Source organism: Chitinophaga sp. CC14, assembly GCF_048957795.1.
In the GTDB taxonomy this organism is placed as follows: domain Bacteria; phylum Bacteroidota; class Bacteroidia; order Chitinophagales; family Chitinophagaceae; genus Chitinophaga; species Chitinophaga ginsengisegetis.
In genome coordinates this window covers 1,395,105-1,421,295 of sequence record NZ_JARBFY010000003.1, presented here as the reverse complement: position 1 = coordinate 1,421,295, position 26,191 = coordinate 1,395,105, and the positions used below count along the sequence as shown (strand labels likewise).

The 26,191-nt window shown below is 47.2% G+C and carries 25 protein-coding genes; 10 read left to right on the top strand and 15 right to left on the bottom strand.

The genetic code is table 11. The features are described 5' to 3' along the window. Positions 1–15 precede the first annotated feature (15 nt). The 3 genes from PV783_RS15790 to PV783_RS15780 all read left to right on the top strand — a co-directional run bounded on the left by PV783_RS15790 (position 16) and on the right by PV783_RS15780 (position 3,315). The gene (locus tag PV783_RS15790; protein WP_363435407.1) at positions 16–1,467 is read left to right on the top strand and encodes a SusD/RagB family nutrient-binding outer membrane lipoprotein; all 1,452 of its coding nucleotides are present in this window, start codon (positions 16–18) and stop codon (positions 1,465–1,467) included. A 28-nt stretch (positions 1,468–1,495) separates the two neighbouring features. Beyond that, positions 1,496–2,764: a DUF5689 domain-containing protein gene (locus PV783_RS15785; RefSeq protein ID WP_420988675.1), complete on the top strand. Its 1,269-nt coding sequence runs from the start codon at positions 1,496–1,498 to the stop codon at positions 2,762–2,764. A gap of 95 nt (positions 2,765–2,859) precedes the next feature. Continuing rightward, on the top strand, positions 2,860–3,315 hold the full coding sequence (locus tag PV783_RS15780) for an SRPBCC domain-containing protein (protein ID WP_420988674.1): 456 nt from the start codon (positions 2,860–2,862) through the stop codon (positions 3,313–3,315). A gap of 3 nt (positions 3,316–3,318) precedes the next feature. On the opposite strand, the gene cfa is transcribed toward PV783_RS15780, so the two are convergent. The 6 genes from cfa to PV783_RS15750 form a co-directional block, all read right to left on the bottom strand. Beyond that, positions 3,319–4,443, bottom strand: a complete 1,125-nt coding sequence (gene cfa / locus PV783_RS15775; RefSeq protein ID WP_420988673.1) for a cyclopropane fatty acyl phospholipid synthase — start codon at positions 4,441–4,443, stop codon at positions 3,319–3,321. A gap of 115 nt (positions 4,444–4,558) precedes the next feature. Continuing rightward, entirely contained in the window at positions 4,559–4,936 is a 378-nt protein-coding gene (locus PV783_RS15770) for a discoidin domain-containing protein (RefSeq protein WP_420988672.1), read from the bottom strand. After that, positions 4,918–5,100 (bottom strand): hypothetical protein, encoded by a 183-nt coding sequence (locus PV783_RS15765; protein WP_420988671.1) that lies wholly within the window; start codon positions 5,098–5,100, stop codon positions 4,918–4,920. Before PV783_RS15765 ends, PV783_RS15770 begins: the two co-directional genes overlap by 19 nt. 75 nt (positions 5,101–5,175) lie before the next feature. Further along, positions 5,176–6,456: an L-fucose:H+ symporter permease gene (fucP, locus tag PV783_RS15760; RefSeq protein ID WP_420988670.1), complete on the bottom strand. Its 1,281-nt coding sequence runs from the start codon at positions 6,454–6,456 to the stop codon at positions 5,176–5,178. A gap of 110 nt (positions 6,457–6,566) precedes the next feature. Then, positions 6,567–7,523 carry a bifunctional helix-turn-helix transcriptional regulator/GNAT family N-acetyltransferase gene (locus PV783_RS15755; protein ID WP_336386037.1) on the bottom strand — a complete coding sequence of 319 codons (957 nt, stop codon included), beginning with the start codon at positions 7,521–7,523 and terminating at the stop codon, positions 6,567–6,569. A gap of 119 nt (positions 7,524–7,642) precedes the next feature. Next, positions 7,643–8,485 carry an AraC family transcriptional regulator gene (locus tag PV783_RS15750; RefSeq protein ID WP_420988669.1) on the bottom strand — a complete coding sequence of 281 codons (843 nt, stop codon included), beginning with the start codon at positions 8,483–8,485 and terminating at the stop codon, positions 7,643–7,645. Positions 8,486–8,584: 99 nt separating this feature from the next. Here PV783_RS15750 and PV783_RS15745 point away from each other — a divergent pair, with 99 nt between their 5' ends. Beyond that, complete coding sequence (locus PV783_RS15745) at positions 8,585–9,622, top strand: aldo/keto reductase (protein WP_079467956.1); 1,038 nt, start codon at positions 8,585–8,587, stop codon at positions 9,620–9,622. Between the two features lie 75 nt (positions 9,623–9,697). Here the strand turns inward: PV783_RS15745 and PV783_RS15740 are convergent, their stop codons facing one another. Next, positions 9,698–10,624, bottom strand: a complete 927-nt coding sequence (locus PV783_RS15740; protein WP_420988668.1) for an AraC family transcriptional regulator — start codon at positions 10,622–10,624, stop codon at positions 9,698–9,700. Between the two features lie 343 nt (positions 10,625–10,967). Between PV783_RS15740 and PV783_RS15735 the strand changes: the two genes are divergently transcribed. Further along, on the top strand, positions 10,968–12,197 hold the full coding sequence (locus PV783_RS15735) for a thioredoxin family protein (RefSeq protein WP_336386040.1): 1,230 nt from the start codon (positions 10,968–10,970) through the stop codon (positions 12,195–12,197). Positions 12,198–12,395: 198 nt separating this feature from the next. Here the strand turns inward: PV783_RS15735 and PV783_RS15730 are convergent, their stop codons facing one another. The 5 genes from PV783_RS15730 to PV783_RS15710 form a co-directional block, all read right to left on the bottom strand. Beyond that, on the bottom strand, positions 12,396–12,995 hold the full coding sequence (locus tag PV783_RS15730) for a DNA alkylation repair protein (RefSeq protein WP_336386041.1): 600 nt from the start codon (positions 12,993–12,995) through the stop codon (positions 12,396–12,398). 81 nt (positions 12,996–13,076) lie between these two features. Continuing rightward, positions 13,077–13,448 carry a VOC family protein gene (locus tag PV783_RS15725; protein ID WP_111578673.1) on the bottom strand — a complete coding sequence of 124 codons (372 nt, stop codon included), beginning with the start codon at positions 13,446–13,448 and terminating at the stop codon, positions 13,077–13,079. Between the two features lie 83 nt (positions 13,449–13,531). Continuing rightward, positions 13,532–14,326 (bottom strand): DUF6597 domain-containing transcriptional factor, encoded by a 795-nt coding sequence (locus tag PV783_RS15720; protein WP_420988667.1) that lies wholly within the window; start codon positions 14,324–14,326, stop codon positions 13,532–13,534. A 24-nt stretch (positions 14,327–14,350) separates the two neighbouring features. Then, positions 14,351–14,845, bottom strand: a complete 495-nt coding sequence (locus PV783_RS15715; protein ID WP_420988666.1) for a DUF1772 domain-containing protein — start codon at positions 14,843–14,845, stop codon at positions 14,351–14,353. 77 nt (positions 14,846–14,922) lie between these two features. Beyond that, positions 14,923–16,521 (bottom strand): beta-N-acetylhexosaminidase, encoded by a 1,599-nt coding sequence (locus PV783_RS15710; RefSeq protein ID WP_420988665.1) that lies wholly within the window; start codon positions 16,519–16,521, stop codon positions 14,923–14,925. 208 nt (positions 16,522–16,729) lie between these two features. On the opposite strand from PV783_RS15710, the gene PV783_RS15705 reads away from it, so the two are divergent. Genes PV783_RS15705 through PV783_RS15685 form a run of 5 tightly spaced genes read left to right on the top strand, consistent with a single transcriptional unit; the run spans position 16,730 to position 21,001 of the window. Continuing rightward, positions 16,730–17,365: an START domain-containing protein gene (locus tag PV783_RS15705; RefSeq protein WP_420988664.1), complete on the top strand. Its 636-nt coding sequence runs from the start codon at positions 16,730–16,732 to the stop codon at positions 17,363–17,365. Beyond that, positions 17,352–18,155, top strand: a complete 804-nt coding sequence (locus tag PV783_RS15700) for an SDR family NAD(P)-dependent oxidoreductase (protein ID WP_420988663.1) — start codon at positions 17,352–17,354, stop codon at positions 18,153–18,155. The genes PV783_RS15705 and PV783_RS15700 overlap by 14 nt, the downstream gene beginning before the upstream one ends. A gap of 9 nt (positions 18,156–18,164) precedes the next feature. Continuing rightward, positions 18,165–19,139: an NAD-dependent epimerase/dehydratase family protein gene (locus PV783_RS15695; RefSeq protein WP_420988662.1), complete on the top strand. Its 975-nt coding sequence runs from the start codon at positions 18,165–18,167 to the stop codon at positions 19,137–19,139. An 18-nt stretch (positions 19,140–19,157) separates the two neighbouring features. Next, complete coding sequence (locus PV783_RS15690) at positions 19,158–20,234, top strand: sensor histidine kinase (protein ID WP_420988661.1); 1,077 nt, start codon at positions 19,158–19,160, stop codon at positions 20,232–20,234. Then, entirely contained in the window at positions 20,231–21,001 is a 771-nt protein-coding gene (locus PV783_RS15685; RefSeq protein ID WP_420988660.1) for a LytR/AlgR family response regulator transcription factor, read from the top strand. Before PV783_RS15690 ends, PV783_RS15685 begins: the two co-directional genes overlap by 4 nt. A gap of 53 nt (positions 21,002–21,054) precedes the next feature. Here the strand turns inward: PV783_RS15685 and PV783_RS15680 are convergent, their stop codons facing one another. The 3 genes from PV783_RS15680 to PV783_RS15670 all read right to left on the bottom strand — a co-directional run bounded on the left by PV783_RS15680 (position 21,055) and on the right by PV783_RS15670 (position 26,175). Beyond that, positions 21,055–21,375 carry a sensor histidine kinase gene (locus PV783_RS15680; RefSeq protein WP_420989232.1) on the bottom strand — a complete coding sequence of 107 codons (321 nt, stop codon included), beginning with the start codon at positions 21,373–21,375 and terminating at the stop codon, positions 21,055–21,057. A gap of 132 nt (positions 21,376–21,507) precedes the next feature. Continuing rightward, the gene (locus PV783_RS15675) at positions 21,508–24,267 is read right to left on the bottom strand and encodes a chemotaxis protein CheB (RefSeq protein WP_420988659.1); all 2,760 of its coding nucleotides are present in this window, start codon (positions 24,265–24,267) and stop codon (positions 21,508–21,510) included. Positions 24,268–24,390: 123 nt separating this feature from the next. After that, positions 24,391–26,175, bottom strand: coding sequence for an SGNH/GDSL hydrolase family protein (locus tag PV783_RS15670; protein WP_079467969.1), 1,785 nt, complete (start codon positions 26,173–26,175; stop codon positions 24,391–24,393). Positions 26,176–26,191 lie beyond the last annotated feature (16 nt).

The window sequence follows — 26,191 nt, the reverse complement described above, 5'->3', positions numbered from 1 at the left end:
GCAAAAAGATGTATCATGAAAAATATCCGGATCAATACTTTTTCTCTTCTTGCAGCCATCAGTATGAGCACTGTTGCCTGTAAAAAAGATTTCATAAAAATCAACGACAATCCCAATACGGCGCCGGTGGCAACGCCTGAAACCTTGCTGGCGCCTGCCTTGTATAATGTAGTGAACAATAACCAGACACGCGCCCTGCGCCTCACCAATGAGCTGATGCAGGATCATGTTACCACTACCAACTCGGATGAAATTCACCGCTACGTGATCCGTCCGGGTGAATCCGATAACATGTGGAACAACTGGTACCAGGAGCGCACCAACTTCCTGGATATGTATAAAGGCGGACAGGTGATAAAGTCATCTACGTATATGGGTATTGGTGAGATACTGGATGTATGGACCATCTCGCTGCTCACCGATATGTTTGGTGATGTGCCTTACTCGGAAGCCAACCGTGGACGCGATACTATCTATCAGCCTAAATTTGATCCGCAGAAAGATATCTATACAGACCTGTTCCGTAAACTGGAAGATGCCAATACACTGCTGGCTGCCGGCCAGGCAGTGAATGCCGACGACAAGCCGATGGATCCGCTGTATAATGGCGATCCGGCTAAATGGAGAAAATTTGGCAACTCGCTCTACCTGCGTTTGTTAATGCGCGTATCAGGTAAAACGGAAATGAATGCAGCCGCCAAAATCAAAGAGATCGTAGAAACCAACGCCGCCAACTATCCCATCTTCAGCAACAATGAGGAGTCGGCGATACTGCGGTTTACAACGGTGCCGCCGTATACTTCGGCTTTCAATTCTTACCGCGACTTTGACTTTAACGGCGACAATGGCCTGTCTACTTTTTTCATCAACAACCTGAAAGAATGGGGTGATCCACGTATTGCCAAATGGGCCTCCACCGTTAACGGTACCTATGAAGGCATCCCCAGCGGCTATGCGCCCGGCGATATCCCGGTACGCCAGTCCTTTTACCTGGCCGCTTTGAAAAATGAACCGTTGCTGGGCAACATCATCAACTACGCAGAAGTACAGTTTATACTGGCAGAAGCAGCGATGAAGGGTTATATCTCCACAGATCCTAAAACCTATTACGATAAAGGTGTGGAAGCAGGTATTACACTATGGGGCGTGGCTATGCCGGCAGGCTATCTTGATAAAGACGGTATCAAATGGAATAATGCGCTCACAGCAGACAATAAGATGGAGATGATTATGCTGCAGAAATATTATGCCCTCTTCTTTACCGATTTCCAGCAGTGGCATGAATACCGCCGTACCGGCCATCCTGTGCTGCCCAAAGGCCCGGGCCTGCAGAATAACGGGGAGATGCCTTCCCGCTTCAAATACCCGGTATACGTGCAGTCGCTGAACCGCACCAACTACCAGAAAGCGGTAGAAGCGATGGGGGGTGATGATCTGAATATAAAAGTGTGGTGGAACAAGAACTGATTTTTTAAGCAGATAAATATAACAACGAATGAAACATATACATTTTCCGGTGGTGGCATTGTTAGCATGCCTGGCCCTGGGTGGTTGTTTAAAAAAAGATATTGACTATGCGCATGGCACTCCTAGTCCGGTAGCTTCCGTGGAAGTATTGCGCAGCACCTACCGCGGAGCAGCTTTACAGCTTACCACCAGTGAGCTGATGGGGGCAGAACGGATCACCGGTGTGGTGATTTCTGATACCAGCTCCCATAACCTGCCGGCGGGCAATTTTGTGATACAGGATATTGGCAGGGGAAATATGCGGGGCATTACCATTGCGCTGAGCGGGAATGCGGCGGTACCGGTGAGTGCAGGCGATTCTGTGGCGGTTAACGTTATCGGTAGTACGCTGTTGAGCAATAAAGGCTCGCTTCAGCTTACAGGCATTGGAACTGATAAAATTACGCTGTTAAAGAAAGGCGTTAAGATAGTAGTAAAATCTACTTCCCTCTCCGATCTCTCGGCTAACTTTGCCAGCTATGAAGGCACGCTGGTAAAGGTAAACGCCGACTTTAAACAATTGCCGTCTCCTACCGATGTGTATGCCGGCGATAAGTTGTTGTACGACGGGCTGGATTCTTCCATTGTATTGCATACCGAAAACAGCGCCACCTTTGCGAACGATAAAATGCCCGCCAGCGCTACCTTTACCGGCATACCGTTATACAACAGCGGCAACGGTGCGGCCGTTGTTAAACAGTTATACCTGCGCAACAGCAGTGATGTAAGCAATGCCAGCGGTCCGTTATACAATGGTTACCCGGAAGATTTTGAATCACCGGATGCAGCAGCGAAGGGCAGTTATGCCGCCGCCACCGTGAACCTGAAAACAGGTTTATGGCTGCTGGACCAGGCCATACTGGCCACTACCAAAGATCGTGACCGTTTTAATCCCACCGGCAAACAATGTATCCGTATGCAGCAAAACCTGGCTAAGCCCGCGTATGTGCAGATGAATTATGATTTGCCCAATGGTGCTTCCAAAGTAACGTTGTCGTATGGCTCGTATTATACAAATGCCAGCAGCACCTGGAATTTGCAGTATTCCACCAACCAGGGAGCAAGCTGGACTGTGATTGGGAATAACATCAAAGATGCGGGACCATCGGCAAAAACCGCTACTTTTTTAATGGATATCAAAGGGCCGGTACGCTTCCGTGTTTGCAAGCTCGGCTTAGGTACTACCAATGGCGTGGATATTCTGAATGGCCGCCTGAGCATTGAAGATATTGCCGTATTCCAGCAATTGAATTATTAACAGGTACAAGTTACAGATCATGAGAGAAGAGGCCCCTGGTGGCCTCTTTTTTTGTATATTTATCATTCATTTGGTTCACTCAAAAACTGTATTTTATGGCACCATTACAAACAACTGCAACGATACAGATCTCCAAACCCATCTCTGAAGTTTTTAATGCTGTTATAGATCCTAAAAAGATGTCCAACTATTTTATTGCCAACGGATCGGGACCAATGGAAGAAGGAAAGCAGGTGATCTGGAAATTTCCCGAATTTGATGTGATTGTTCCGGTGCAGGTATTGCAGGTGAAGAAGGATGCACTCATCTCCTTTCAGTGGGAAGGGGCTAAAGATCATCAGCTGCAGGTAGACATCCTGTTTTCCGAAAGATTTGGAAACGCCACCCTGGTAAAGGTTACCGAAGGCAGTATGGAAAATAATGAAGAAGGAATTAAGTGGCTGAAGGGAAATACCGAAGGCTGGGCTAATTTTCTTGCCTGTTTGAAGGCTTACCTCGAGTATAATATTAACCTGAGAAAGGGAGCGTTTGATTATATGAAAGCGGAATAATAATCAGGTTGGTCTAGCAATGTGATAACCGCCCGGCACACCATTTTTAGACAACACTACCTGCCACAACTGGCTTTGTCTTGCACGGAAAGACCCTGCGCAGGACAACAGATAATATTTCCACATGCGGAAAAAGGTGTTGTCATATTTTGCTTTCAGCTGATCATAATTTTTGGAGATATTACTGTACCAGGCCATTAGCGTTTTGTCGTAATCAACGCTGAAATTCTGCCAGTGTTCCATCACAAACAATCCTTCTATATACTTCCCTATCAACTGTATGGTTGGGATCATGGCGCCGGGGAAGATATATTTATTCAGCCACCGGTCGGTAAAGGCGTGAGCGCTGTTGCCACCAATAGTATGCAGGAGAAACAGCCCTTTTTCTTTCAGGCAGCGATGCACCACCTGCATATAGCACCGGTAGTTTTTATACCCAACGTGTTCAAACATACCCAGTGAAACGATGGCATCATACTGTTCATTCAGTGTGCGGTAATCTGCCAGCCTGATTTCTATTGGCCACCCCTTACAGCGTTCCCGCGCCAGCTCTGCTTGTTCGATGGAAATAGTAATACCGGTTACCTGCACCCCGTATTTTTCTGCGGCAAATTTTGCAAAGCTTCCCCAGCCACAGCCAATGTCGAGCACCTGCATGCCTGGTTGCAGGTTTAATTTGCGGCAGGTAAGGTCCAGTTTATCTTCCTGCGCCTGATCAAGTGTAGTGGCATTTTCCCAGAAGGCGCAGGTGTATGTCATTCTTTTGTCGAGCATCGCCTCAAACAGGTCGTTGCCGGTATCATAATGACTATGGCTGTTGTGATACGCTTTTTTCCGCGACTGGAAATTGAGCAGGCGTGCCAGCAGGACATCTGTTTTAAAACCAATGCTTTCAGGGAGCTGGTGGTCGGTGCCCGCGCGCAATACGCGGTAGAAAAACTCATCCAGCTGCGGGCTGTCCCAGCAGCCCTGCATGTATGATTCTCCCAATCCTAATGAGCCGCGGCCCAATACATCTGCGTAAAAGGAAGGATCATAAACCGTTATATCCCACGAATGAGGGCCGTTTACTGCAACACCTGCGGCTGCCAGCAAACGGGTGACCATATATTCAGGTTTACGGAACATCGCAACCGGTTTTGGTCCAGAGATTTAACACCCAATGGCATGCCATTGTTTAGCAGATTCCGGGTCCGGTAATAATATAAAAAAGGTGGCTCTTATATGGAGCCACCCGCGTTTATCAGTATACTTTAAACTCCCATAGTCCAGGAGTACCACTTAGTATTGTTACCCGCAGGTATCTTATTTTTCCGGAGAGATGATCTGTATGTGGTGATTGCATGATGCTGTTTTCGTGCCCTCCGCATGGCGTCCACTGCCTGCCATCTGCAGAAGACTCCAGGCGGTAAGCATGACCGGCTGTAGGCTTTCCGAAATAGGCTGCTGTGCGCTTTACCGCTGTTGGCTTTCCGAGATCAATGGTAAATACAGGCGACGTGTCGGCACTATCTGCCATCCAACGGATACCGTTGGATTCGTCGACTGCCAGTTGCGGAGCATAGCTTTCCGTGCGTTGCAGGGTTGGTTCTGTTACGGGGATCACTTTGTAATCCGGCATGGTGCTGGAAGCTGTAGCAGTACATAAATTTTTGCCTCCTTATCGGTGGTGAGGATAATATCCTGCTCCGGCCAGGTGTACGGCCCCAGCGGCGATTGACGGCTGTAGCCATAGGCGTATTCATAATGTTCATGACCGGATAAGGTATAGAGATAATAATACACGCCTTTACGTTTAAACGCTACCGGTCCTTCGGAATAACCTTTGCGTTTGGTAGGTATAACGGTAACGGATACCCATTATCTGAGTTTATATAATTTATAACCAAACAGGAAAATAACGATGTAGCATACAATGGGCAGATAATAGGCAGTAGCGATATTGGTATCTGCAATACGTCCCATGATAAAAGGGAAAATGGCGCCGCCAAACATTCCCATTACGATGAAAGAGGAAGCCTGTTGTGTTTGCGGCCCCAGGTCTTTTAAACCAAGACTGAAAATTGTGGGATACATAATGCTGAAGAAGAAGTTGATCATCAGCAAAGCGATGAAGGAGGTCCAGCCCCAGCCCTGCGCCACGAGGATGCACATGAGAATGTTGCCGAGTGCAAAAGCGGCGAGCAGTTTATTAGGTGCGATGTACCGCATCAGTGCAGTGCCTACAAATCTTCCGGCCAGCATCATGCCCATAAATACCGTCATAAAGTAACCGGCTTTCTGATCAGAGAACCGCATCACTTCATGTCCGTAGTTGATGAAGAAGGCCCAGGTGCCTGCCTGTGCAGCCACATTAAAGAACTGTGCGATGACTGCAAATACAAAATGTTTCTGCTGGAATAATTTTTTGCGCACGCCTGTTACGCCGCCTGCATCTGAAGGACCGTCGTGCGGATCTGTAAGTGCCGGTACTTTCACCATTGCAAACGCAATGGCAATAACAGCAATAACTGCCCCGATATAGATGTATAATTGTTTTACAGACAGCAATTCCTCACCGGCATTATGTCCTGCGCTGAGGAGAAAATAGGAACCAAGCGTTGGTCCTACTATAGCGCCTACTGCGTTAAACGACTGTGCAAAGTTGATACGCTGATCGCTGGTGCGCTGATCGCCCAAAGCAGCCATAAAGGGATGAGCCACGGTTTCCAGTGTGGCCATTCCACAGGCCAGCACAAAGAGGGCTACGCGGAAAATACCAAACGAGGCTGCATTGGCTGCGGGTACAAACAGGAAGGCGCCCAGGGCATAAAGTGTGAGCCCGAGTAGCACGCCGTTTTTATATCCCATCTTTTTAATAAACAATCCTGCCGGGATGCCCATCAGTGCGTAGGCGCCGAAGATAGAAAACTGCACGAGGCCGGACTGGGATTTGGATAATCCGAGTACATTCTGGAAATGTTTATTCAGTACATCTCCCATTGTTAATGCGATTCCCCAGCACATAAACAGGGAGGTAACGAATATGAGGGTGATGACATATTTATTCTCCGTGAATTTTGCGGGTAAGGACGCGGCAGATGATTTGGAATTTTTAGCGGTTTCTAAGGCTTCCTGTTCCAGGGAGTCGGGTGATATCATGATCAGAGTTTTTAAATTTTTTTTATAACGTGGAATGATGGTTTGAGCATGCATCCGAAGCTCTAATATACATTTCCATTTTTATAAACTCCAATCATCTGCCGGTAAAATCAAACCGGCAATATCAGTTCCATCTGGATATTGCAACGCTCATATGGCGTAGCTCTGCCGGCTATCTTTTTAAAGCCCAGCTTATTATACAGGCTGATGGCCGGTTTCAGGATGGTATTACTTTCGAGGTAAATATTCCTGGCCCCGAGTGCTGTTGCTTTTGCGATGATAGCCTGTCCCAGTAAGAATCCAATGCTTTTTCCCTGGGCTTTGGGAGATACCGCCATTTTAGCCAGTTCGTAATCGTAGTCCGGGTCGTCCATTTTTACTAATGCACAAACCCCTACCGGTTCATCGTTATAAAGCGCCACAAAAATATGTCCACCTTTCTTAAGGATATTTTCTTCGGGGTGATCGAGTGATTTATGGTCTGCCGCTTCCAGCTTAAACCACCTCGCAATCCATTCTTCATTCAGTGCTTTGAAGGCTGCTTTGTATTTGGGTTGATAGTCCACTATCGTTACTTTACCCGCTTCTCTTTTCTTGTGTGCTTCCACTACGCGGCTGAGTAACGATTGCTGTTCCAGCAGGTATTCCCATTCCTCCATTGCCTTCCAGAGGTCGTGTGTGGTTTGGGCGGAAATGGCTTCTATCGCGGTGTTTACATCTGTGAGCTGGTCCTGTATTTTGATGGTGATTTCCAGTCCTTTTTTGGTAAGACTTACCATATTACGCCGGCCATCTGTTTTATCTTTCTTTTCCACTACCAGTCCCTTCTTCCCCATTTCGCCGATAATTTTGCTTACAGACGGGTGGGAATGACCAATTTCCTTTGCGATGGCGGTGATTGTTTTTTCCTCTCCTACCGATAGTACATAAAATACCGGGAACCATTTCGGCTGCATTTCGATGTTATACAACTGGTAGATCTGTGCGGCGTCTTCTGTGATCTTTTCTGTGAGCATGCGCAGCCGGCTTCCGAGCGCTACCTTGCCTGTTTTGTTGAAGAATTCCATATTGTAATAAATTACGTAATCAGTTACGCAAATATAGGAAGTAGTTTAAAAGCAGCAAATTTTTTATTTGGGAAGGGCTAGAGGGAGGTTGTGACGATGGATTAGGCCACAGCCCACAGTTATTCAGCCGGACGGTTACGGAAAGAAGTAGGACTTACCTGGTGACGTTTCCTGAAAAAGTGCGACAGATGGCTTTCGTCGGTGAAGCCAAACTCCGCGGAGATCTGTTTGAGGGTCAGCTGCCCGGTGGTGATCCTTTTTTCGATGAGCTTGGTGCGATAACTGTTTACATACTCGCGGTAGCTGATGTTGAAATTCCTTTTAAAATAGGCGCTGAAATAATTGGCGGCGATATTGAAATGTTCGGCAATCTGTTTTACCTGGATCTTTTCAGGTTCGTATATATGCTGATGAATAAAGGAGATCAGCGCTTCCTTATCGGGCGCGCCATTGTCGATCCGGATATCCAGTTTGGCTACGGCTTCTTTGACCAGTCCGAATACAGACAACACCTGGTAATACACCAGCGGGGAAGTAGCGGCATCCTTGCGGCAATTGTAGGCAACAATGTTTTCCATCGTATTGCGCAGGATTGTTTTGCAGGGTTCATCCAGCACCAGCTTTACTTCTTTCAGTAGTTTATGGCGCATCATGGTTTCCGGTTTGCTCATCAGGAAAGCATCGGGCGCCAGGTGGCTTTTGTTGGTGAAATAGCTGTCGGTGAACTTGATGAAGACAAAGCGGGTGGTCTTCTTAATTTCAAAATAGTGCTCATCTTCCGGGCAAATCAGAAACAGGTCGCCCGCCTTATAAGACAGCTGATTATTATTCAGGTGATGAATACCGGCACCTTTAAAGATGTAGATGATCTCGTAATAAGTGTGACTATGCACCGGCAGGTGAAACACCTTTTCTTCAAATTCATGAATAACCAGTGTGTCAAACTGTTTCAACTTCCTCATCTCACAAAAATACAATTTTATACTCTGAATATACAAATCAGTCCTGCTGCTTTTCCCCGATATTTACACTTTCATAACACCTATAATAAAACGTATCTGATGGAATACAGACAATTAGGCGCATCCGGTTTACAGGTACCGGTGCTGAGTTTCGGCACTGCCACCTTTGGCGGCGGTAATGATTTCTTCAAAGCCTGGGGCAGCACGCTGGCGGATGAAGCGACCCGCATGGTGAATCTTTGTCTTGATGCAGGCGTAAACCTCTTCGACACCGCCGACATCTACTCCGATGGGCTTTCGGAAGAGATCCTGGGCAAAGCCATTGCCGGCAAAAGGGATCAGCTGCTGATCTCCACCAAGGCCACCTTCACTTTCGGAAAAGGGCCCAATAACCAGGGTTCATCGCGGTTTCATTTGCTGCGGCAGATTGAAGGAAGTTTGAAGCGGCTGCAAACAGATTATATCGATATTTACCACATGCATGGTTTTGACGGCAACACGCCTGTGGAGGAAACCATGCGCACATTGGACGACCTCGTGCAAAGTGGCAAGGTACGTTACATTGCTGCTTCCAACTTCTCCGGGTGGCACCTGATGAAATCACAGGCCATCGCAGAAAAGTATGGGTGGAACCGTTATGTGGCACACCAGGTGTATTACTCACTTGCCAACCGCGAATACGAATGGGAGCTGATGCCGCTGGGCCTCGACCAGCAGGTGGGCGCCATTGTATGGTCGCCGCTGGCTGCAGGCAGACTGGGAGGTAAATACCGCCGTAACAGTCCGCCGCCACAGAACGGCCGCATAGCACAGGGAGGCAGTCCTGTACCGGAGGCCGTGGTAAATGAAGAAGTCTTTTACAACATCATTGATGCACTCGATGAAATAGCTGCTGAAACAGGCAAAACGGTAGCACAGATCTCGCTGAACTGGTTGCTGCAGCGTCCTACTGTATCCAGCATTATTATTGGCGCGCGTAATGAAGAGCAACTGATCCAAAACCTCGGCGCCACCGGCTGGAACCTGACTACTGACCAGCTTAAAAAACTGGATGCGGCCAGTGAAGTACCTACCATTTATCCTTACTGGCATCAGCGGCAAAATCTTACGCTGAATCCGCCGCCGGTTTTCTACTAATATTTTTCAGCGGAGGGAGTGTTTCCCTCCGCATTTGGTGCGCAGAGAGAATCCTTTACATAAAAAGGGGAAATATCAGCGGGTGCAGATCAGCTGATAGGTGCCGGGCGTAATGCCTTCCGCGCTTCTGAAGAGGCGGATGAAGTAGTTGGTATCATTAAAACCGCACAGCATACTTACCTGGCCCACGCTGTTGTTGCGGTCGGCCAGCAGTTGTTTTGCCAGCTTTAGTCTTTCCCTGTTGATGTACTGAAGGGGAGTAATTCCGAACTGGTCTTTAAACCATTTGAAAAAGACATTGCGGCTCAGGTAAGCCTTCCGGCAAAGCGTATCTACAGAGATGTTTTCTGTGAGATGTTCATTGATATAATGCAGCACAAAATGGAGCCTGCTGTTGTTGCTGTTGGTATCCCTTTCATCTGAAATCAGCTGCAGGTGTTGGCTCTGCAGGATACGGATCAGCAGTTCCTTCATATTGAGATCGGCGTAAATATCCCTGGACAGGTCAGAGCTGCTGCAGATACGGATTAGTTTATTGATCAGGTCTGTAAGGTCCGCATCATTATTAAAGTGGTACTGGTTGAATTGCAGGCGCCAGTCGTTTTTGTCGGTATACTCGCCGTTATAATATTCGTTGAGATATTGCAGGGTACTGCGGATATAGGCTTCATCCACCGAAAGGGCAATACACTGCGTAGGATTTTCTGCAGAGGCTTCCGGGAAATCAATCACCATTGTTTCGTTGGCCGGTACAATCACGGTTTCTCCCGGCTGATATTCAAAGGAAGGCTGATCGAAAAGATGCATGATCTTTTTGCCCTGCACCATGCTTGTAATGACGAAATCTCCAAAAGTAAGCGGCACCCGGTAATCCTGCTGATAACTTTCAAATATATTCAGTTCACAATTATTCAGATTATAGACCCGCCTGTTCTCCACCAGGCGTTGCAGTTGCTTGGGATGTGTCAGGTCTATCGGCTGCACAAAATGTTTTACCGGCATGGCTAATGTTTTTAGCTACAACAAGTTAGTTTAATTTAACCGAACTCAGAAAAAGGTACGAATGTGCTAAAGATAAGTACGAAATTTTGCAATTGAATGTCAAATCTTCCTCATATTGAGCGTACATGGACGGAAACCATCTTTTTTTCCTCAAATAACATCCACCGGGGTAATATTGGTTTGCACCAAAAAGTCGTCCTGCCGGATGACTTTTTGGTGCAAACGCCGCCGGTTAACAACTGTACACCAACTTATCCTGTCAAATTAATTGGCTTCCCTCCCGGTTTTCTTCCTGAACTACGTTAAATTAGTGGCCTACAAATCAAAACCAACAAACAGCATTATGAAAAAACTACTCCTCCTCGCCTTCCTGTTGCCATTACTGGCAGCAGCGCAGGACAAAGGCATCCATTTCGAGCATGGCAGCAGCTGGGCCGATGTGCAGGCCAAAGCCAAAGCTGAAAACAAATACATTTTCATGGACTGTTTCACTACCTGGTGTGGTCCCTGCAAGTTTATGTCGGCCAATATTTTCCCGCAGGAAAAAGTAGGCAGCTTTATGAATGACAAATACATCAGCGTAAAGGTACAGATGGATCAAACAGACAAAGACAATGAAGAAGTAAAAAGCTGGTACGCTGCCGCCAAACAAATTGAGAAAGACTACGCCATCCGTGCATATCCCACCTTCCTGGTGTTTGCACCCGACGGACGTATTGTTGACCGCCAGGTAGGCGGCGCCGAAGCAGATCAGTTCATTGAAAGATGCGCTGCATCCCTGAATCCGGCCACACAATATTACACACAGCTGGACCTCTATAAAAAAGGAAAGAAAGATACCGCCTTCCTTCGCCAGATGGCACTGCTGGCATTGAATAAATATGACCAGGAAAATGCGTCCATCATTTCCAAAGAATATCTTGCCCAGCAGAAAGATCTTTACACTCCTGTAAACCTCAACTTCATCGCTAAATTTACCAACAGCAGCAAAGATGTAGGATTTGATATGTTCCTGCACCATGCCGATAAAGTAAATAAAGTACTGGGACCCGGTAAGGCAGAAGAAAAAGTAATGGGCATCGTGGCACAGGAAGAAGTGTATCCGCAGCTGATGAAGAAAGACGGCAGCAAACCAGATTGGGCTACCCTTGAAAGCAGCCTGACAAAAAAATATCCTGCCTTCGCGGAAGAACTGCTCCTGAAAACCAAAGTACAATACTTCAGCTATGTAAAAGATGCTGATAATGCGGTGGCTAACATTGTTGCCTATATGAAAAAATATGGCCACAAAGCTGATCCCCAGTCATTAAACGAATATGCATGGACCATCTTCGAAAAATGCAACGACATGCAATGCATTGAACAGGCCCTGGAATGGAGCAAACGCTCATTCAAAGACAACGAAGTGCCTGCATTCATGGACACTTACGCCAACCTGCTGTATAAGGCCGGTAAAAAAGAAGACGCCCTTGCATGGGAAGAAAAAGCCCTGAACAAAGCCAGCGGCGACGAAAAGAAAAACTACGAAACTACCCTGGAGAAAATGAAGAAGGGTGAAAAATACTGGGAATAGTGCGGGTTTTGTCTTTTCCAGGATTAACCATGATCACACTGATTTAGGAATTTGATCACTTTTGATTTAAAAAGATTTGGGGAGATATAAGCGAATTTCCGCTCATATCTCCCCAAATCTTTTATAAAATCCAAAAAGTAAAATCAAAGAAATCAGTGTGATCATGGTTAATCCTGGAAAAGACAACATCCGCGTCAATCACTTCATAACAAGTTTATAAACAAATGCGATACGCGGTTGCTCCAGGTTCCACCCTCCCACTTCTTCCAGCACCAGCTCCCGGTGCTTTTTGCTGATATCCCTTAAAGCATTTCCCACAGATTTACGCAGGTATTCACTTTCCTTTGACTTCAGTTTACTGATCATGCGGATGGCCGTTTCCGGATGTTCCTTAAAATAAGGACGTGCCGTCCAGATACGGAGCCCCTCCACTACGGCCCTGTTCAGGTTGGGATGCGGATCATTCAGCCACAGCCTGATTTCCGGGAGTGCTTTTTCATAGCCAATGCTGCTGCAATAGTGATCAAAGGCTTTGGCCAGCATTTCCTGTACACGCCAGTTATCATCTGCCACTACTTTTGTTTTCAGCCATGTTAATGCCTTATTGTTTGCCGGAGAGAGGAGTCCGAGCAACCAGGTGCCCAACATGCGTTCCTGGTAGCTTTCCCCGGCTATCAGTGTGGCGGCTGTTTTCAGGTGATCCTGGCTGGTGTCTTTTAGTAAGCTATCACCTGCTTCCAGGATATGCTTAAAGCCATGTTCTACTTTTTTTATTTCTGTAATAACAGCAGATAACATGATTGAAATGATTTGGGTTCTGATACCAAATATAAAAAGGACCGGCATAACGCCAGTCCTTTCCATGTAAAAAATTATCCTTTATGGCGTGGTAATCCACCAGGTGTTTCCAAACGGATCTTTTACACCGCCGGATTTGCCGTACGACTGCTTTGTTACCGGCATTACTTCTGTAGCGCCTTCTGCCAGCGCCTTTTTAAAAGTAGCATCTGCATCTTCCACGTAAATGAACAGTCCTGCATTGTCCGTACCCCAATTGGGGTTCGACTGGCCAAACATAATAACACTGCCACCGATACTGATTTCGCCATGCATGAGTTCTTTGGTACCCTCCCTGTAGCTGCGGTGATTCTCCTTTGCGCCAAATACCTTACCGGTAAAATCAAAAAAGCCTTCTGCATCTTGCAGGATCAGATACGGCATTACCTGTTGATGTTTTTCTGGTAATTTCATAACATTTATTTTAAGGTTAAACGTCTCTTGCACAAAATTGCAATAGTATCCCCTGATAAAATTGGAAGAAACCGACATTCTTGTTAGTCGCGCCAGTCGGTGGCTCCGGAGCGGCCGGAGAAATACTGTTTGGGATGCATACCTGAAAACGCGCGGAAGTCGCTGATAAAATGCGACTGATCATAATACCCGCATTCGAGCGCAAGGCGTCCCAGGCTCATCACCTGCCGGTTGTAAAAGGCGGTGGCCGACTGGAAACGGACAATCCTTGAAAACAATTTAGGGGATAGTCCTGCGTACTGTTTGAACTGGCGCTCAAACTGCCGCTCCGACAAATAGTATGCCTGTGAAAGAGATTGTATGTTCATGGAAGGCCGATGATGGATGATATCCCTGATAGCCGCAAAAACCGGCAGGTCCGCCACACGGCTGGCTGCCAGCCGCTGCTCTGTAAACCGGCAAAGGATATCACAACGCTCCCGGTTATTCTTCGCCAGCATGATCTTTTCTTCAAGGATGCTGCCTTCACCTTTCAGCAGGTATTTTAATTCAGCAGTAGTATTCGTGAGATCTGCGGCGGAAATATTAAACAACAGGGGTACAGCCTGCGGGTAAAAGTACACACCAAAAATACTGAATCCTGCATCGATGGTATACTTCCGCAGGATGTGTGTGGCGCCCTGCACACCGGAGGTAAACGATTTACTGATATCACCGTTATCCGCCAGTTCATCGAACAGCCCGCGGTAATGGAACACCAGCTCCACACAGGCATCGGCCATATTGTAATGCGTATAACCCGTGTCCCCCTCCAGCACCCAGAAGAACCGGATGACGTGTGCAAGATGGGGCGGTGGTGGAATGGTTTGATAATGCATCACCCTAAATTTACAAAAAGCATTTCAGCTTTTGGCATCGCGTTGTAAACAGGCCATCACCAGCAATACCAATGCGGCAATCCCTGCCAGCGTGCGTACAAGATGCCAGTTATTCCACGGCCTGGCAAACGCTACGCGCATATCATGCAGTTGCGCCGCCGAAGCCCCTTCAGTATGAAAGGCCGCCAGCTTATCGTTGAGGGGAATATTGGCGAGCACTGTTACCCCGAAAGAGCCAATCACAAATATCAGCGTAGCTGCCAGGAGGTACCCGCTGCGGCGGGTAAACGCGGGCCGGGCATTGAGCCAGGTAGCCAGTGGCAGCAATACCGGTGCGCCTAAAAAACTTACTATAAAGGCAGGGTTCACAATGGCCACATTGATCGCCTGGGTAGCTGTTATATAGGCAGCATCCGGCAATTGCGCAAATGCTATATTCACAGAAACAGCAAACGCATAAAATAAACCCGCTACCAGGGCGGTGGTGATAGTGGCAAGCGCCAGTATAAAAGTCTTCATTACGTTAACCGGGTATTTTTAATCCCATTGCAATATTACTTCCCTCCCATTTCCGGAAATAGAACAAAACCGACACATCAATCTATATAGCCGGCAGCCGCTTTGCCCGACTCCTGGTGTTTGGCCGGCTGGAAAATATCGAAGTAATAGAGATGCTCCTTTGCATATAGGGGCAGCTGCGCTTTTAAACGGGTTTTAAAGCCGTTAAAGTCCTTTGCCGGGGATTGGGTCCAGGCGGTTTCCGCCAGCGCAGCTATGCGGGGGAAAAGCAGGAAATCCAGCCGGTTGTTGCTATGAATGGTTTCTGACCACAGGCATGCCTGTACGCCTAATATCAGGGATTCATGCCCCCGTGTGGCAGGAACAGCGGCAGCGGAGAAATCGTATACAGATTGTAAAGGATTGAATTCACCATCTTTCCACCTGCGCCCGATTTTGTGGCTGCTGTCCTGGACAAAATCAAAATAAAACGGTAACCGCGGGCATAGCACTACGGAATATCCTTTCTGAAATGCCATCGCCAGGTTCTCCGGTTTTTCGTGACGCCACCAGCATACAATGGTGCTGTCGGCAGGCAGGGAGGCGGTGGCAATTTCATCCCAGGCCATTACTTTATTATGCAGCTTCAAAACGGTGTCGGCCATCCGTTGAATAAAATAGTCCTCTACCTGTTTGCGGTCTTTCAGGCTGTGGGCTTCTTTTAACCGGATGATGCCGGTATCCTGGTCCCAGCCGGCGTTGCCAAAGGTTACTTCGTCGCCGCCGAGGTGAATGAGCTGCGCGGGAAACAGTTGAGCCGTCTCCGTTAGTATATCCGCCAGGTAAGAGTAAGTTCCTTCCCTGCCGGGGTTAAAGGTGAACTGCGGATACTTTGCGGTACCGCCACCGTCGAATGCAGGGTAGGCCCTGTTGGCGGCCCCGGCATGACCCGGCATATCTATTTCAGGAATAATGTCGATGCACCGTGCTTTTGCATAGGCAACTATTTCGCGGATATCGTTCTGGGTGTAATAGGCCGCAGGTGCACTTGGATCACTGATATTGCCGATGCCGCCAACGGTAGTGAGCAAAGGATATTTCTTGATCTCCAGCCGCCATCCGGGCATGTCTGTTAAATGCCAGTGAAAACGGTTCAGTTTATAAAAAGCCATCCAGTCGAGGATAGACTTCACTTTCTCTTTACCAAAAAAATACCGCGATTCATCCAGCATTACGCCGCGCCACGAATATAGCGGGGCATCGGTGATATTCCAGCAGGGTACCTGCAAAGCTTTTCCGGATACCGGCGCCACTGCAGCGAGCTGCAACAGGCTGATGATACCGTTAAACACGCCTTCCCGTGCGCCCCCTGAAATGGTGGCGGTTTGCTTATTCATAATAAGCGTATAGGCATCTATGTTAGTAGCGGATTTCTTTTCCAGTAAGATAACGGTGCTGCCGGATTTCCGTTGCAGCGGAACATGGATATGATAACGGCGAAGCAGTTCCTGCTGCAGCCAGGTAGCCAGCGGAACCATGGACGTGTCTTCCCAGCTGATAGTGGATTGTGCGCTGATGTCAAAAGTGCCGTGCGTCTTCCCTGCTTTTACGGGCAGCGGGATCACCGGGCATATTTGCTGTGCGGCAACGGGAATAGCAGTAAATACAATGGCGATGGCCAGCAGGTATTTTTTCATGTTCAAAGCTGATTTTCAGGAGCAACTGGTGCGCCGGCGGACAAAATAATAAAATATCGCCAGTACTTCTCCATAAAATAATATATAAATATTTCTCCATTATTATATCCCCGGTTTAGTTACAGGTCAACGGCTTAATCCTACAGTTCAACACTTAATCAATGGCCGACCGGTATACCAGTGGCATATTTGCAATAAATGATGATGTATGCAACACCTCTCCGTTTTAGTGATCAGCAGTATGATGTTCGTCCGGTCATTATTCGTTGATACCAGCGAATTCAAACTGGTGAAACAGGATAACGCCATCGCGTTGTATGAAAGATGGATTCCCGGCGCCGGTGGTGAAAATGTAAGGGAGATCAAAGCCATCTTCCAGGTGAAATGCGCCATACCGGCGGTGATCGGGCTTTTCAAAGACCAGGCACGCGGCCGCGAGTGGAATACCAATGCCAGCGATTACCGGATAGCCACGGCTCCCGATCCTCATCACTGGATCACCTATATTAAGTATGATATCCCCTGGCCGGTAGACGACCAGGACTGCTGCCTGCTATACCGCTACCAGGAAATGACCGGCGATGCGGCGGAAGTGGCGTTTGAAAGCATCACCGATCACCGCTTCCCTTTATACAATAAAACAACACGGATCACCGGCACGCGGGGAAAATGGATCATGGCGCCCTTGGAGAACGGGCAGCTGCAGATCACTTATATGGTCACCACCGACCGTAGTAAGAAAATTCCCCGCTGGGTATCCGATCCTATTATTCATGATAACCTGTTCAGGACCATGACAAAATTCAAAAGCCTGCTTGAAAATAAAACGTATGCCAGACAATAAATATACGCTCATCACCGGCGCCAGTTCCGGTCTGGGCAAGGAATTCGCTATTCAATGCGCCAGGAAAGGCATGAATATTATCCTCATTGCCCTGCCGGGAAGCCGCCTCCAATCTGTAGCGGAGAGCCTGGAACTGGAATACCACATCCACGTAAAAGTGTTTGAATTTGATTTGTCCGACAGCGACGTACTGAAGCAGCAACTGCAGATCATTACCCGCAACCATGATATCAACTTCCTGATCAACAATGCCGGCATCGGCGGCACGTCTTCCATTACCCACACCTCACTGGAACGGATAGACGATATTATTATGCTCAATGTAAGAGGCACCGTACTACTTACCCATCTGCTGATCCCGCACCTGCTGAAACACCCGCAGAGTTATATCATGAATATAGCCAGTATGGCTGCTTTCACGCCTATTGCCTATAAAACGGTGTACCCTGCATCCAAAGCATTTATCTCGTCTTTTTTCCTGGGATTAAAAGAAGAACTGGCCGGTACCGGTTTATCCGTAAGCGTTATATACCCAGGTCCTATTATGACCAACTCCCATACCTCCCGGCGTATTATCAGCCAGGGACTGAAAGGAAAAATGGGGCTGCTGTCTACCCCCGATATTGCGCACATTGCACTGAAAGGCACGCTGGCCGGCCACCCGGTGATCATACCCGGCCTGATGAATAAGATCAATCATGTGCTGATGCAGTTGCTGCCACTATCATTCCGGATGAGGATCGTATCCAGGGAAGTAAAAAAAGAAATCCCATATAGCTTATCTGTCTAAAAAAAATTTATGAAAAAAGTACTGATCACCGGCGCCAATGGATTCCTCGGTTCTAATTTAACACGGGAGTTATACCGCATGGGGTTTGATATAAAAATTATAATCCGGCCTTCGGCCGATGTGAAAGGCATTGAGGACATCCCCTGTGAAATCTTTTACGGGAGCATCAATAACAACGATGATGTACATGAAGCCGTGAAGGGCTGCGACATCGTGATCCATGCAGCCTGTATTACCGCACAGTGGGGTATTTCATTTGCCGAATATGAACATACCAACTTCACCGCCACTAAGTATATTACCGCGGCCTGCCTCGAACACAAGGTGCAGAAATTTATTTACGTAAGCACTGCCAATACCATCGGGCCGGGCGATAAAAACAGTCCGGGTAACGAACTAAACGGTTTTACCCTGTTCAATGCCAACTCCGGTTACATCAATACTAAATACCTTGCGCAACAATATGTGCTGGAACAGGTTGCCAGCAGGCAACTGCCGGGCATCGTGGTAAACCCCACCTTTATGATAGGCCCGCATGACGTGAAACCCAGCTCCGGTAAACTGATCCTGTACGGACTGAAACACCGGTTACTTTTTTATCCGCCCGGCGGTAAAAACTTTGTGCATATCAAAGACGTATGCCGGGGTATCATCAATGCCATTGAAAAAGGTAAAACAGGCGACTGCTACCTGCTGGCCGGTCAGAATCTCAGCTATGCAGAATTCTTCCGGTTGCTGAAAAAGATCTCCGGCAAACGGCAGCTGCTCATCCCTATCCCAAGCTTTATCCTGAAAGCCGCCGGTATCATAGGTTCCCTGCCGGGCATCTCCGGAAAATTAAATTATACCACTGCTTACATGCTATGCCTCGATAACTATTATTCCGGCAAAAAATCGGAACGGGAACTGCAGCTCAGCTATACCCCCGTAGAAGCCGCTGTTACAGGCGCATTTACGTGGTTTAAGGAAAATAACTACATTTAGTAATACACAAGCCATCAGATGAACTTCCAGGAAAATGAAAAATTATTCTCCAGCAAACTGTTCCTGTACCTTTCCAGGATACTGATACTGTATACCTTCAGTATCATCTTCAAATCCTTTGACCATACTTTTGTAACAGGTTTGCAGATGATGGATTTCAGGGGACAGATGTTCAGCCTGTTCTATGTGGTGTTTGGTCTTATTGCCTGGGAAGGCGCCGCCTGGCTGGCCCGCACGGTAGAAAGGAAAACAATGAACAAACACACATCCGGTAAACTGGTGTTCCTTTGCGCCGTTCTGCTGATATATGGTGTGCTGGTAGCGTACCTGTTTGGCCTCTTCTATTCGTTGAGCGACATCCTGTTGTTTAACCGCTACGAAGCATGGGAAAGCTTCATCCGCTTCAGCTACGACCTGAACTTCGGCACGTTTATGTTTTACCTGCTGATCTTAACATTTAACGGGATCATCTTTTACTATTCCGGCTGGAAAGAATACCAGCTACAAACAGAAAGACTGATGCGGGAAAATATCCAGGCAAGATATGATGCGTTACGCAACCAGATAGATCCGCACTTCTTTTTTAATTCGCTCAGTGTGCTGACCAACCTGGTATATAAAAGCCCGGACCTTTCCGCCGATTATATTACGCAGCTGGCCAAAACATACCGGTACATCCTCGATAAAAAGTTTGAGAACCTGGTACCCGTACAAACGGAACTGGATTTCCTCGATGCTTATCTTTTCCTGATCCATATCCGCCACCAGCAAAGCATACAGTTCAGCGCCGATATTCCGGAGAAGGTAAAAACCAAAGGGATGATTCCACCGGTAACCCTGCAGATGCTCATTGAAAACGCCATCAAACATAACCGGTTTTCCGCACAGGACCCGCTGCTGATCACTATTAAAAGCGATGGCAATTTCCTGGTAGTATCCAATCACAAAAGACCCAAAGTTCACCCGGAAATTTCTTCCGGTATAGGACTTGAAAATATCCAGAAAAGATATGCGCTGATCAGCAACAGCAATATTGAAATCAGCGAAACAGCAGAAATGTTTATTGTAAAATTACCCATCATCAGTGGATCATGAGAATAGTTATTTTTGAAGATGAGATGCATAATGCCGAGCGGCTCATTCAGTTACTGCACAAGTGTAATGCAGCGATACAGGTAGTTGCGGTTATTACTTCCGTGGAAGAAGGAATCCGGTGGCTGGAACAGCAGCAGCCGGTGGATCTGATGCTGATGGATATCCAGTTATCTGACGGCAACTGCTTTGAAATATTCAGCAAAACAAAAGTACGTACGCCCATCATTTTTACCACGGCGTATGATGGCTTTGCACTACAGGCGTTTAAGGTAAACAGTATTGATTATTTGCTAAAACCCATCGACGCCGACGATTTAAAGAATGCCTTAAACAAATACGAACAGTTCAGACCGGCCAATAATTACACCGTAGATATCAGCAGGATCGCGGAAGAGTTTCTGCGCCGCGACAGTGCCCGCTTTATCGGCAGGATCAACAACCAGCTGATCTATGTAAAAGCGAAAGACATTGCCTGGCTGCAATTTGCGAGGGGTACCACCTGGGCCACCACCATTACCAATCAGCGGGTACCACTGGATTATTCTCTCGATCAGATTGAACAACTGCTGGACAAGCACCAGTTTTTCCGCATCAACCGGCAGTTCATTATCCAGATAGATGCCATTAAAAAAATCACCACTTATTACAATAGCAGATTAATTCTTCAATTAGCACCCGATGTTGATACTGATGTTATTATTAGCCGTGAAAGGGTTTCTGAATTCAAAAACTGGCTCGAAGGAAAAAGCGAAAGCACCGCAGGGTGAAGAGGAATTACCGAAGGCGGTCCCTTGCTGAACAGGAAAATAAAAACAGGCTATCAGCCCTGCGTTTGTTTGGGATTAAAGAAGATTTTAAAGGTGCTTCCTTCGTGTAAGATACTGTTCACTTCCGTCATGCCACCGGAAGCATCTACAATTTTCCTGACAAGGAACAAACCGATGCCTAACCCTTCCATTTCCGGATGCAGGCGCTTATACATATTGAATACGGTCCCGAGTTTATCCTGTTCTATTCCGATCCCGTTGTCTTTTACTTCCAGTAACAGGAATCCGTTTTCTTTGCGGGTATTGATATGAATTTTCAGCTGCCGGTCCGGCGACCGGAATTTGATGGCATTGGTGAGAAGATTATAGATAATGCTGCGAAAGTTCTTCTTCGAAAATACCAGATGGCTTTCTTCAAGATTTCTTATAACAACTGCCTTAGCAGCCTGTACTTTATCCTGGATACTAAAAAAAACTTCATCCAGTATGGTACTGACATCAACTTCCTATGCTTCCTTCAGCGACTCGCTTTCAATTTTCCCTACTTCCGCCAGCTCCCGCAGGTTTTCTTTAAACCTGACAATAGAAGATTGAATCATATCTGTATACCTGACAACCTCATTGTCTTCCATATCCAGTTTCTCATCCAGCAATCTCATCAAACCTTCTATATTCGTAAGTGGTCCTAACAAATCATGAGAGGCAGAGTATACAAAATTATCCAGGTCTTCATTAATGCGCTGCAGGCTCAGGTTGGAGCGGTGTAACTCCAGCTGGGCTTTATTCAAAAGAGTGATATCATTAAAAGAAATAATTGCGCCATCCTGTTCATGATCCAGTTGCCGGATATAGGGCATTATCATCATCTGGTACCAGTTTCCATTCAGCGATTCCACTACTCTCAGCACCACCGCGCCATTTTTGATTACCGAAAGGAGGTCCTGTTCGAGGGAATTGTATTTAAAATTGACGGTAATATGCTGAATGGGTCTGCCGATATCGCTTTCCTGCAGATTGATATGCTTTACGGCGGCAGGAGAAAACTTTTTCAGCATCAGGTTATTGTCTACAAACAATTGCCCGTTGAGGTTACTCCTGAAATAATTATCCATGTCATCGTTCAGCACATTGAGTTCCTTTATTTTCAGCTGGTAGTCGGTGTTAATAGTTTGCAGCTCTTCATTTACCGATTGCATTTCTTCATTGGCGCTTTGCATTTCTTCGTTGGCAGAAACCAGCTCTTCGTTGAACGACTGCATATTTTCACTGGATGCTTCCAGCTTTTCCGTGGCTTCCTGTAACCGTTCGCGGGTATCTTTCAGTTCTTCTTCCAGGCTTTGCAGGCCTGCATTGAGATAAGTTTGTACATCAAAAGGCAGTACTTCCTGTTTTTGTGCTTCCTTATTTTCGCTGAAAAGTACCAGTAGCAGGGAGCGGTCCCCTTCCCTTGCACGAAGCGGACGGATAGTAAGATCAATTACTTTCGCGGGATCATAATCTGCCACCGGAATACCGGTTACGGTTATACGCTCATTATCCTTCCTGGCCTGCCTGGCGGCTGTTACATACACTACCCCAAGTGATTTTGGCAGCAGCTCCATCAGGTCAAAACTGAAGACCTGCTGCAACAGGAAATGTTCTACCTTGCCGAAATATTTAACAACCTGGTTATCCTGGTCCACACACATACCGGCAACATTTACTTCTTCCAGCAACATTTCATTTACTTCTTCCAGCATAATACTTCGCTTTCCGGTATTACCGGTTTTTTTTGATGGAATTAAAGGCGCCAAACTATTATCTGCTATCATCACCGGCGTAAATATATCGAACCTTACAGACCGGGCCGATTCCTGGTTACGGTATATTTTCCATTTCTTATTAATTTCTGTGAGATAGGGTAATAACATCCCGGGATTTTCGCTGGAGCCGAGGAACAGGTATCCTTTCTGGCTAAGTCCGAAATGCAGCATCGAAAGCGCCTTTTTCTGCAGAGATATGTTCATGTAGATGAGCAGATTGCGGCAACTGATCAGGTCCATGTTACAGTATGGCGGATTCTTTACTACGTTATGTTGTGCGAAGATCAGCATTTTGCGGATATGCTGTTTGATGCGGTACCCACTGCCTTCCCGGTTAAAATATTTCTCCAGTCGCTCTGCCGACAGCTCACTCCGGATGGCATCTCCATATAAACCTTTACCGGCAAACTCCAATGCTGGCTTATCTATGTCGGTGGCAAATACTTTTACCTGGATATCCTTACCGGCTTTTTCTAACTGTTCGTGTAACAGGATCGCCATCGTATAGGCTTCTTCTCCGGTGGCACAGCCTGCTATCCAGATCTTTATTTCTTCTTCTTCCTTTTTTCGCTGCACAATTTCCGGCAATACCGTTTCCGCAATCACCTGGAAAGCCTCCGGGTTCCTGAAGAAGGCAGATACACTGATCATAAAGCTTTGGGCCAGCGTTTCCACTTCGCCGGGGTGTGCCAGGAGGTATTGATAATAAGCTTCCACAGCATCTAAAGCGAGATATACCATGCGTCGCCTGATACGCCGCAGGATGGTGGTGGGCTTATATTCTGAAAAATCAAATGGTAAACGCTCCCTGATCAGGTCAATAATAGCGATCACACTTTTATCTTCCATTGCCTGCGCGGCGGGAGGCAAAATACTTCTCTTCGCCTTACTTACATACTGTGTGATCACCATGGGCATATCTGCCGGCGCCAGTATATGATCTGCCACGCCGGTAGCAATAGCCTCCAGGGGCATACTGTTATATTGGGCGGTATCCGGGTCCTGTACAATAATTAATCCTCCTGCCCTGCTGATATTCACGATTCCTTCACTGCCATCATTGCCGGAGCCTGAAAGTATGACGGCTATGATATGATATTCACTATCTGCTGCCAGTGAGTTGAAAAAGGTGTTGATAGTTTTATGGGGAGCGGAACTGCTGTCCTTGTCTTTCAGCAACAGGCGGCCGTCCTGTATGGTCATGCACTGCTGGCTGGGGATCAGATATACCTGGTTAGGCTCTACGAGCATATTATTGGCTGCTTCCGTTACCTTTAACTGACTGTGCCTGGAAAGTATTTCCGCCATCCGGCTTTTATAATCGGCAGGGAGGTGTTGTATAATCACGTAAGAGGCCTGCGCCAGCGGGGTGTGATCAAAAAAAGACTGTAGTTCTTCCAGACCACCGGCAGAAGCGCCTATAGCAATAATAAAATGTGGTTCCTGATTATAATGAGTACTCATGCAAAATATTTAAGCTACTTTCCTTCTTATTCTGATGAGACCACCGGGAAGTGTCCGGTTATATTTCATCTAATGTAGGAAATAATAACCGGCCACCATTTTTTTATTACCTGCCCTTAAATATTAATTATTCTGCATTTTTAGATATCTATTGATCAACGCGCCTAATTTCTCATACCCTGTTTCATTGGGATGCAGCCCATCCGTAAACAATTGTTCTTCAATTTTCCCGCCCGGTTTCAGGAACAGTTTTCCCGCATCCACGTACTGGATATTTTTACCGGCAGCGCGTTTTGCGATCAGCTGGTTGATGCGTACTACCCTGCTTTCCATATTGCGGCGGGGCAGGATACCCATCAGTATAATTTTAGCAGCACCCTGCCTGGCCTGTATTTGCTGCAACAGGTACTTTATGCCATCCGCAATTTCCTCATCGGTATTTGCCTGCAGGTTGTTGGTACCAATCATTAATACAATATAGCCCGGCGTAATACCATCCAGTTCGCCGTGTTGTACACGCCATAACACGTTCTCAACCCGGTCCCAGCCGAAGCCCATATTCACGGCCTGTTTGGGCTCAAAGTATTTGTCCCATGAACTGGTGCCCCTGCGCACTTTTGCCACGGGGTTGCCTCCCCAGAAATGCGTAATGGAGTTGCCCATGAACACTACTTTGGGTTGATGCGCTTTGTTCCAGGCCAATACTTCCTCATGCCGGGTTTCCCAGTCGTAGGTAGCGGCATCGCGGCGTTGTGTAATGGGCGTAGTGGTGACAGTATTACCACTTTCCTGATGAAAAATTTCACGGATCTTTTTCGCATAGGCGTTAGCGTAGTGCATCATGCCAATGTCGTTGGGATGAGTGCCATCTACCATGCTTTCAATGTCCTGGCCTATTTCGTCCTTTGTGAGCAGGCTGATATTTTTCACGCCGGCTTTCAGCAGGGAGTCCCTTACTTCGCGCAGGGTAATGTTCACCTGCGTATACAGGGCTTTGCGGGTGGAATCCATTTCACCATCGGTGTACCCGTCGTGTTCCGTGAGCAGGATAGGCGTGCCGGGGCGTTGCTGCTGCAAAAAAGTAACCGCGTTGGTGATACGTTTTTTCAGTTCAGCGCCGGCGTATTGGGCGCCGGTGAGATTAGGCAGGCAATCCAGCACAAAGAGACGGGCATCCAGTTCGGCCACCCGGTCCAGTACTTCCTTCTCGAGGCGGCCGTTGCCGGAGAACGCGAGATTGATCACGGGCGTTTCCAGCTGCCGGGAAAGGAGATTAGTCCAGGCCATACCCGGCCGCGATGCACAGGCGCCCTGGGCAATAGAGGTGCCGTATACCACAATGGGCGCAGATTTACGCACCGGCAGCGGTTTCAACATGCTTTCTGCCGGCACATCAACAGACAACCACTTTACGGAATTATACAACGGCAGATAAAGCGTATAATCGATATTCTTTACATGCTGATCGTATTTTTTCAGGCGTGTAAACCGGTATACGATGGTATCACGGAAGTCATATTTCCCTGCGCACCACATCCATTGTCCATCGATGCTTTTGGCGTAGAGGTCTACCCCGCTTACACCCGTGGCAGCCATGTGCGGCATAGCAGCAGGGCCGGAAACGGTATATTTAATCACTATTTCATCGGCGTCTGTTCTGAAGCGGAGACTGAGCCCTGCGCTGTTGTTAGACAAGTTCCATACCGGCGGCCGTACTTCTTTTTCTGATATAGCGGGCAGGCGGTCGTAATAGTTTTTTAATCCTGTTTTCCATCCCTGCCCTTCCAGCGCATACACGCTGTCGGTAGTGGCTGGTGTCCATGTTTTAAAAGCGCGGGGTGTTTGCGCAAAGCACATACCTGCGGATAACAGCAGCGCCGCAATAGCGGGCATCATTTTCATCTTCATAACACAATCGTTGTTT

Excerpts from the sequence above, each read along its gene's own strand:
- PV783_RS15700 (WP_420988663.1), top strand. The coding sequence starts at position 17,352 with ATGCCAGACAATAAATATACGCTCATCACCGGCGCCAGTTCCGGTCTG.
- PV783_RS15770 (WP_420988672.1), bottom strand. The coding sequence starts at position 4,936 with ATGCCGGATTACAAAGTGATCCCCGTAACAGAACCAACCCTGCAACGC.
- PV783_RS15740 (WP_420988668.1), bottom strand. The coding sequence starts at position 10,624 with ATGCCGGTAAAACATTTTGTGCAGCCGATAGACCTGACACATCCCAAG.
- PV783_RS15695 (WP_420988662.1), top strand. The coding sequence starts at position 18,165 with ATGAAAAAAGTACTGATCACCGGCGCCAATGGATTCCTCGGTTCTAAT.
- PV783_RS15705 (WP_420988664.1), top strand. The coding sequence starts at position 16,730 with ATGCAACACCTCTCCGTTTTAGTGATCAGCAGTATGATGTTCGTCCGG.
- PV783_RS15780 (WP_420988674.1), top strand. The coding sequence starts at position 2,860 with ATGGCACCATTACAAACAACTGCAACGATACAGATCTCCAAACCCATC.
- PV783_RS15730 (WP_336386041.1), bottom strand. The coding sequence starts at position 12,995 with ATGTTATCTGCTGTTATTACAGAAATAAAAAAAGTAGAACATGGCTTT.
- PV783_RS15690 (WP_420988661.1), top strand. The coding sequence starts at position 19,158 with ATGAACTTCCAGGAAAATGAAAAATTATTCTCCAGCAAACTGTTCCTG.
- fucP (WP_420988670.1), bottom strand. The coding sequence starts at position 6,456 with ATGATATCACCCGACTCCCTGGAACAGGAAGCCTTAGAAACCGCTAAA.
- PV783_RS15670 (WP_079467969.1), bottom strand. The coding sequence starts at position 26,175 with ATGAAGATGAAAATGATGCCCGCTATTGCGGCGCTGCTGTTATCCGCA.
- PV783_RS15725 (WP_111578673.1), bottom strand. The coding sequence starts at position 13,448 with ATGAAATTACCAGAAAAACATCAACAGGTAATGCCGTATCTGATCCTG.
- cfa (WP_420988673.1), bottom strand. The coding sequence starts at position 4,443 with ATGTTCCGTAAACCTGAATATATGGTCACCCGTTTGCTGGCAGCCGCA.
- PV783_RS15735 (WP_336386040.1), top strand. The coding sequence starts at position 10,968 with ATGAAAAAACTACTCCTCCTCGCCTTCCTGTTGCCATTACTGGCAGCA.
- PV783_RS15715 (WP_420988666.1), bottom strand. The coding sequence starts at position 14,845 with ATGAAGACTTTTATACTGGCGCTTGCCACTATCACCACCGCCCTGGTA.
- PV783_RS15685 (WP_420988660.1), top strand. The coding sequence starts at position 20,231 with ATGAGAATAGTTATTTTTGAAGATGAGATGCATAATGCCGAGCGGCTC.
- PV783_RS15755 (WP_336386037.1), bottom strand. The coding sequence starts at position 7,523 with ATGGAATTCTTCAACAAAACAGGCAAGGTAGCGCTCGGAAGCCGGCTG.
- PV783_RS15790 (WP_363435407.1), top strand. The coding sequence starts at position 16 with ATGAAAAATATCCGGATCAATACTTTTTCTCTTCTTGCAGCCATCAGT.
- PV783_RS15750 (WP_420988669.1), bottom strand. The coding sequence starts at position 8,485 with ATGAGGAAGTTGAAACAGTTTGACACACTGGTTATTCATGAATTTGAA.
- PV783_RS15785 (WP_420988675.1), top strand. The coding sequence starts at position 1,496 with ATGAAACATATACATTTTCCGGTGGTGGCATTGTTAGCATGCCTGGCC.
- PV783_RS15675 (WP_420988659.1), bottom strand. The coding sequence starts at position 24,267 with ATGAGTACTCATTATAATCAGGAACCACATTTTATTATTGCTATAGGC.
- PV783_RS15745 (WP_079467956.1), top strand. The coding sequence starts at position 8,585 with ATGGAATACAGACAATTAGGCGCATCCGGTTTACAGGTACCGGTGCTG.
- PV783_RS15720 (WP_420988667.1), bottom strand. The coding sequence starts at position 14,326 with ATGCATTATCAAACCATTCCACCACCGCCCCATCTTGCACACGTCATC.
- PV783_RS15710 (WP_420988665.1), bottom strand. The coding sequence starts at position 16,521 with ATGAAAAAATACCTGCTGGCCATCGCCATTGTATTTACTGCTATTCCC.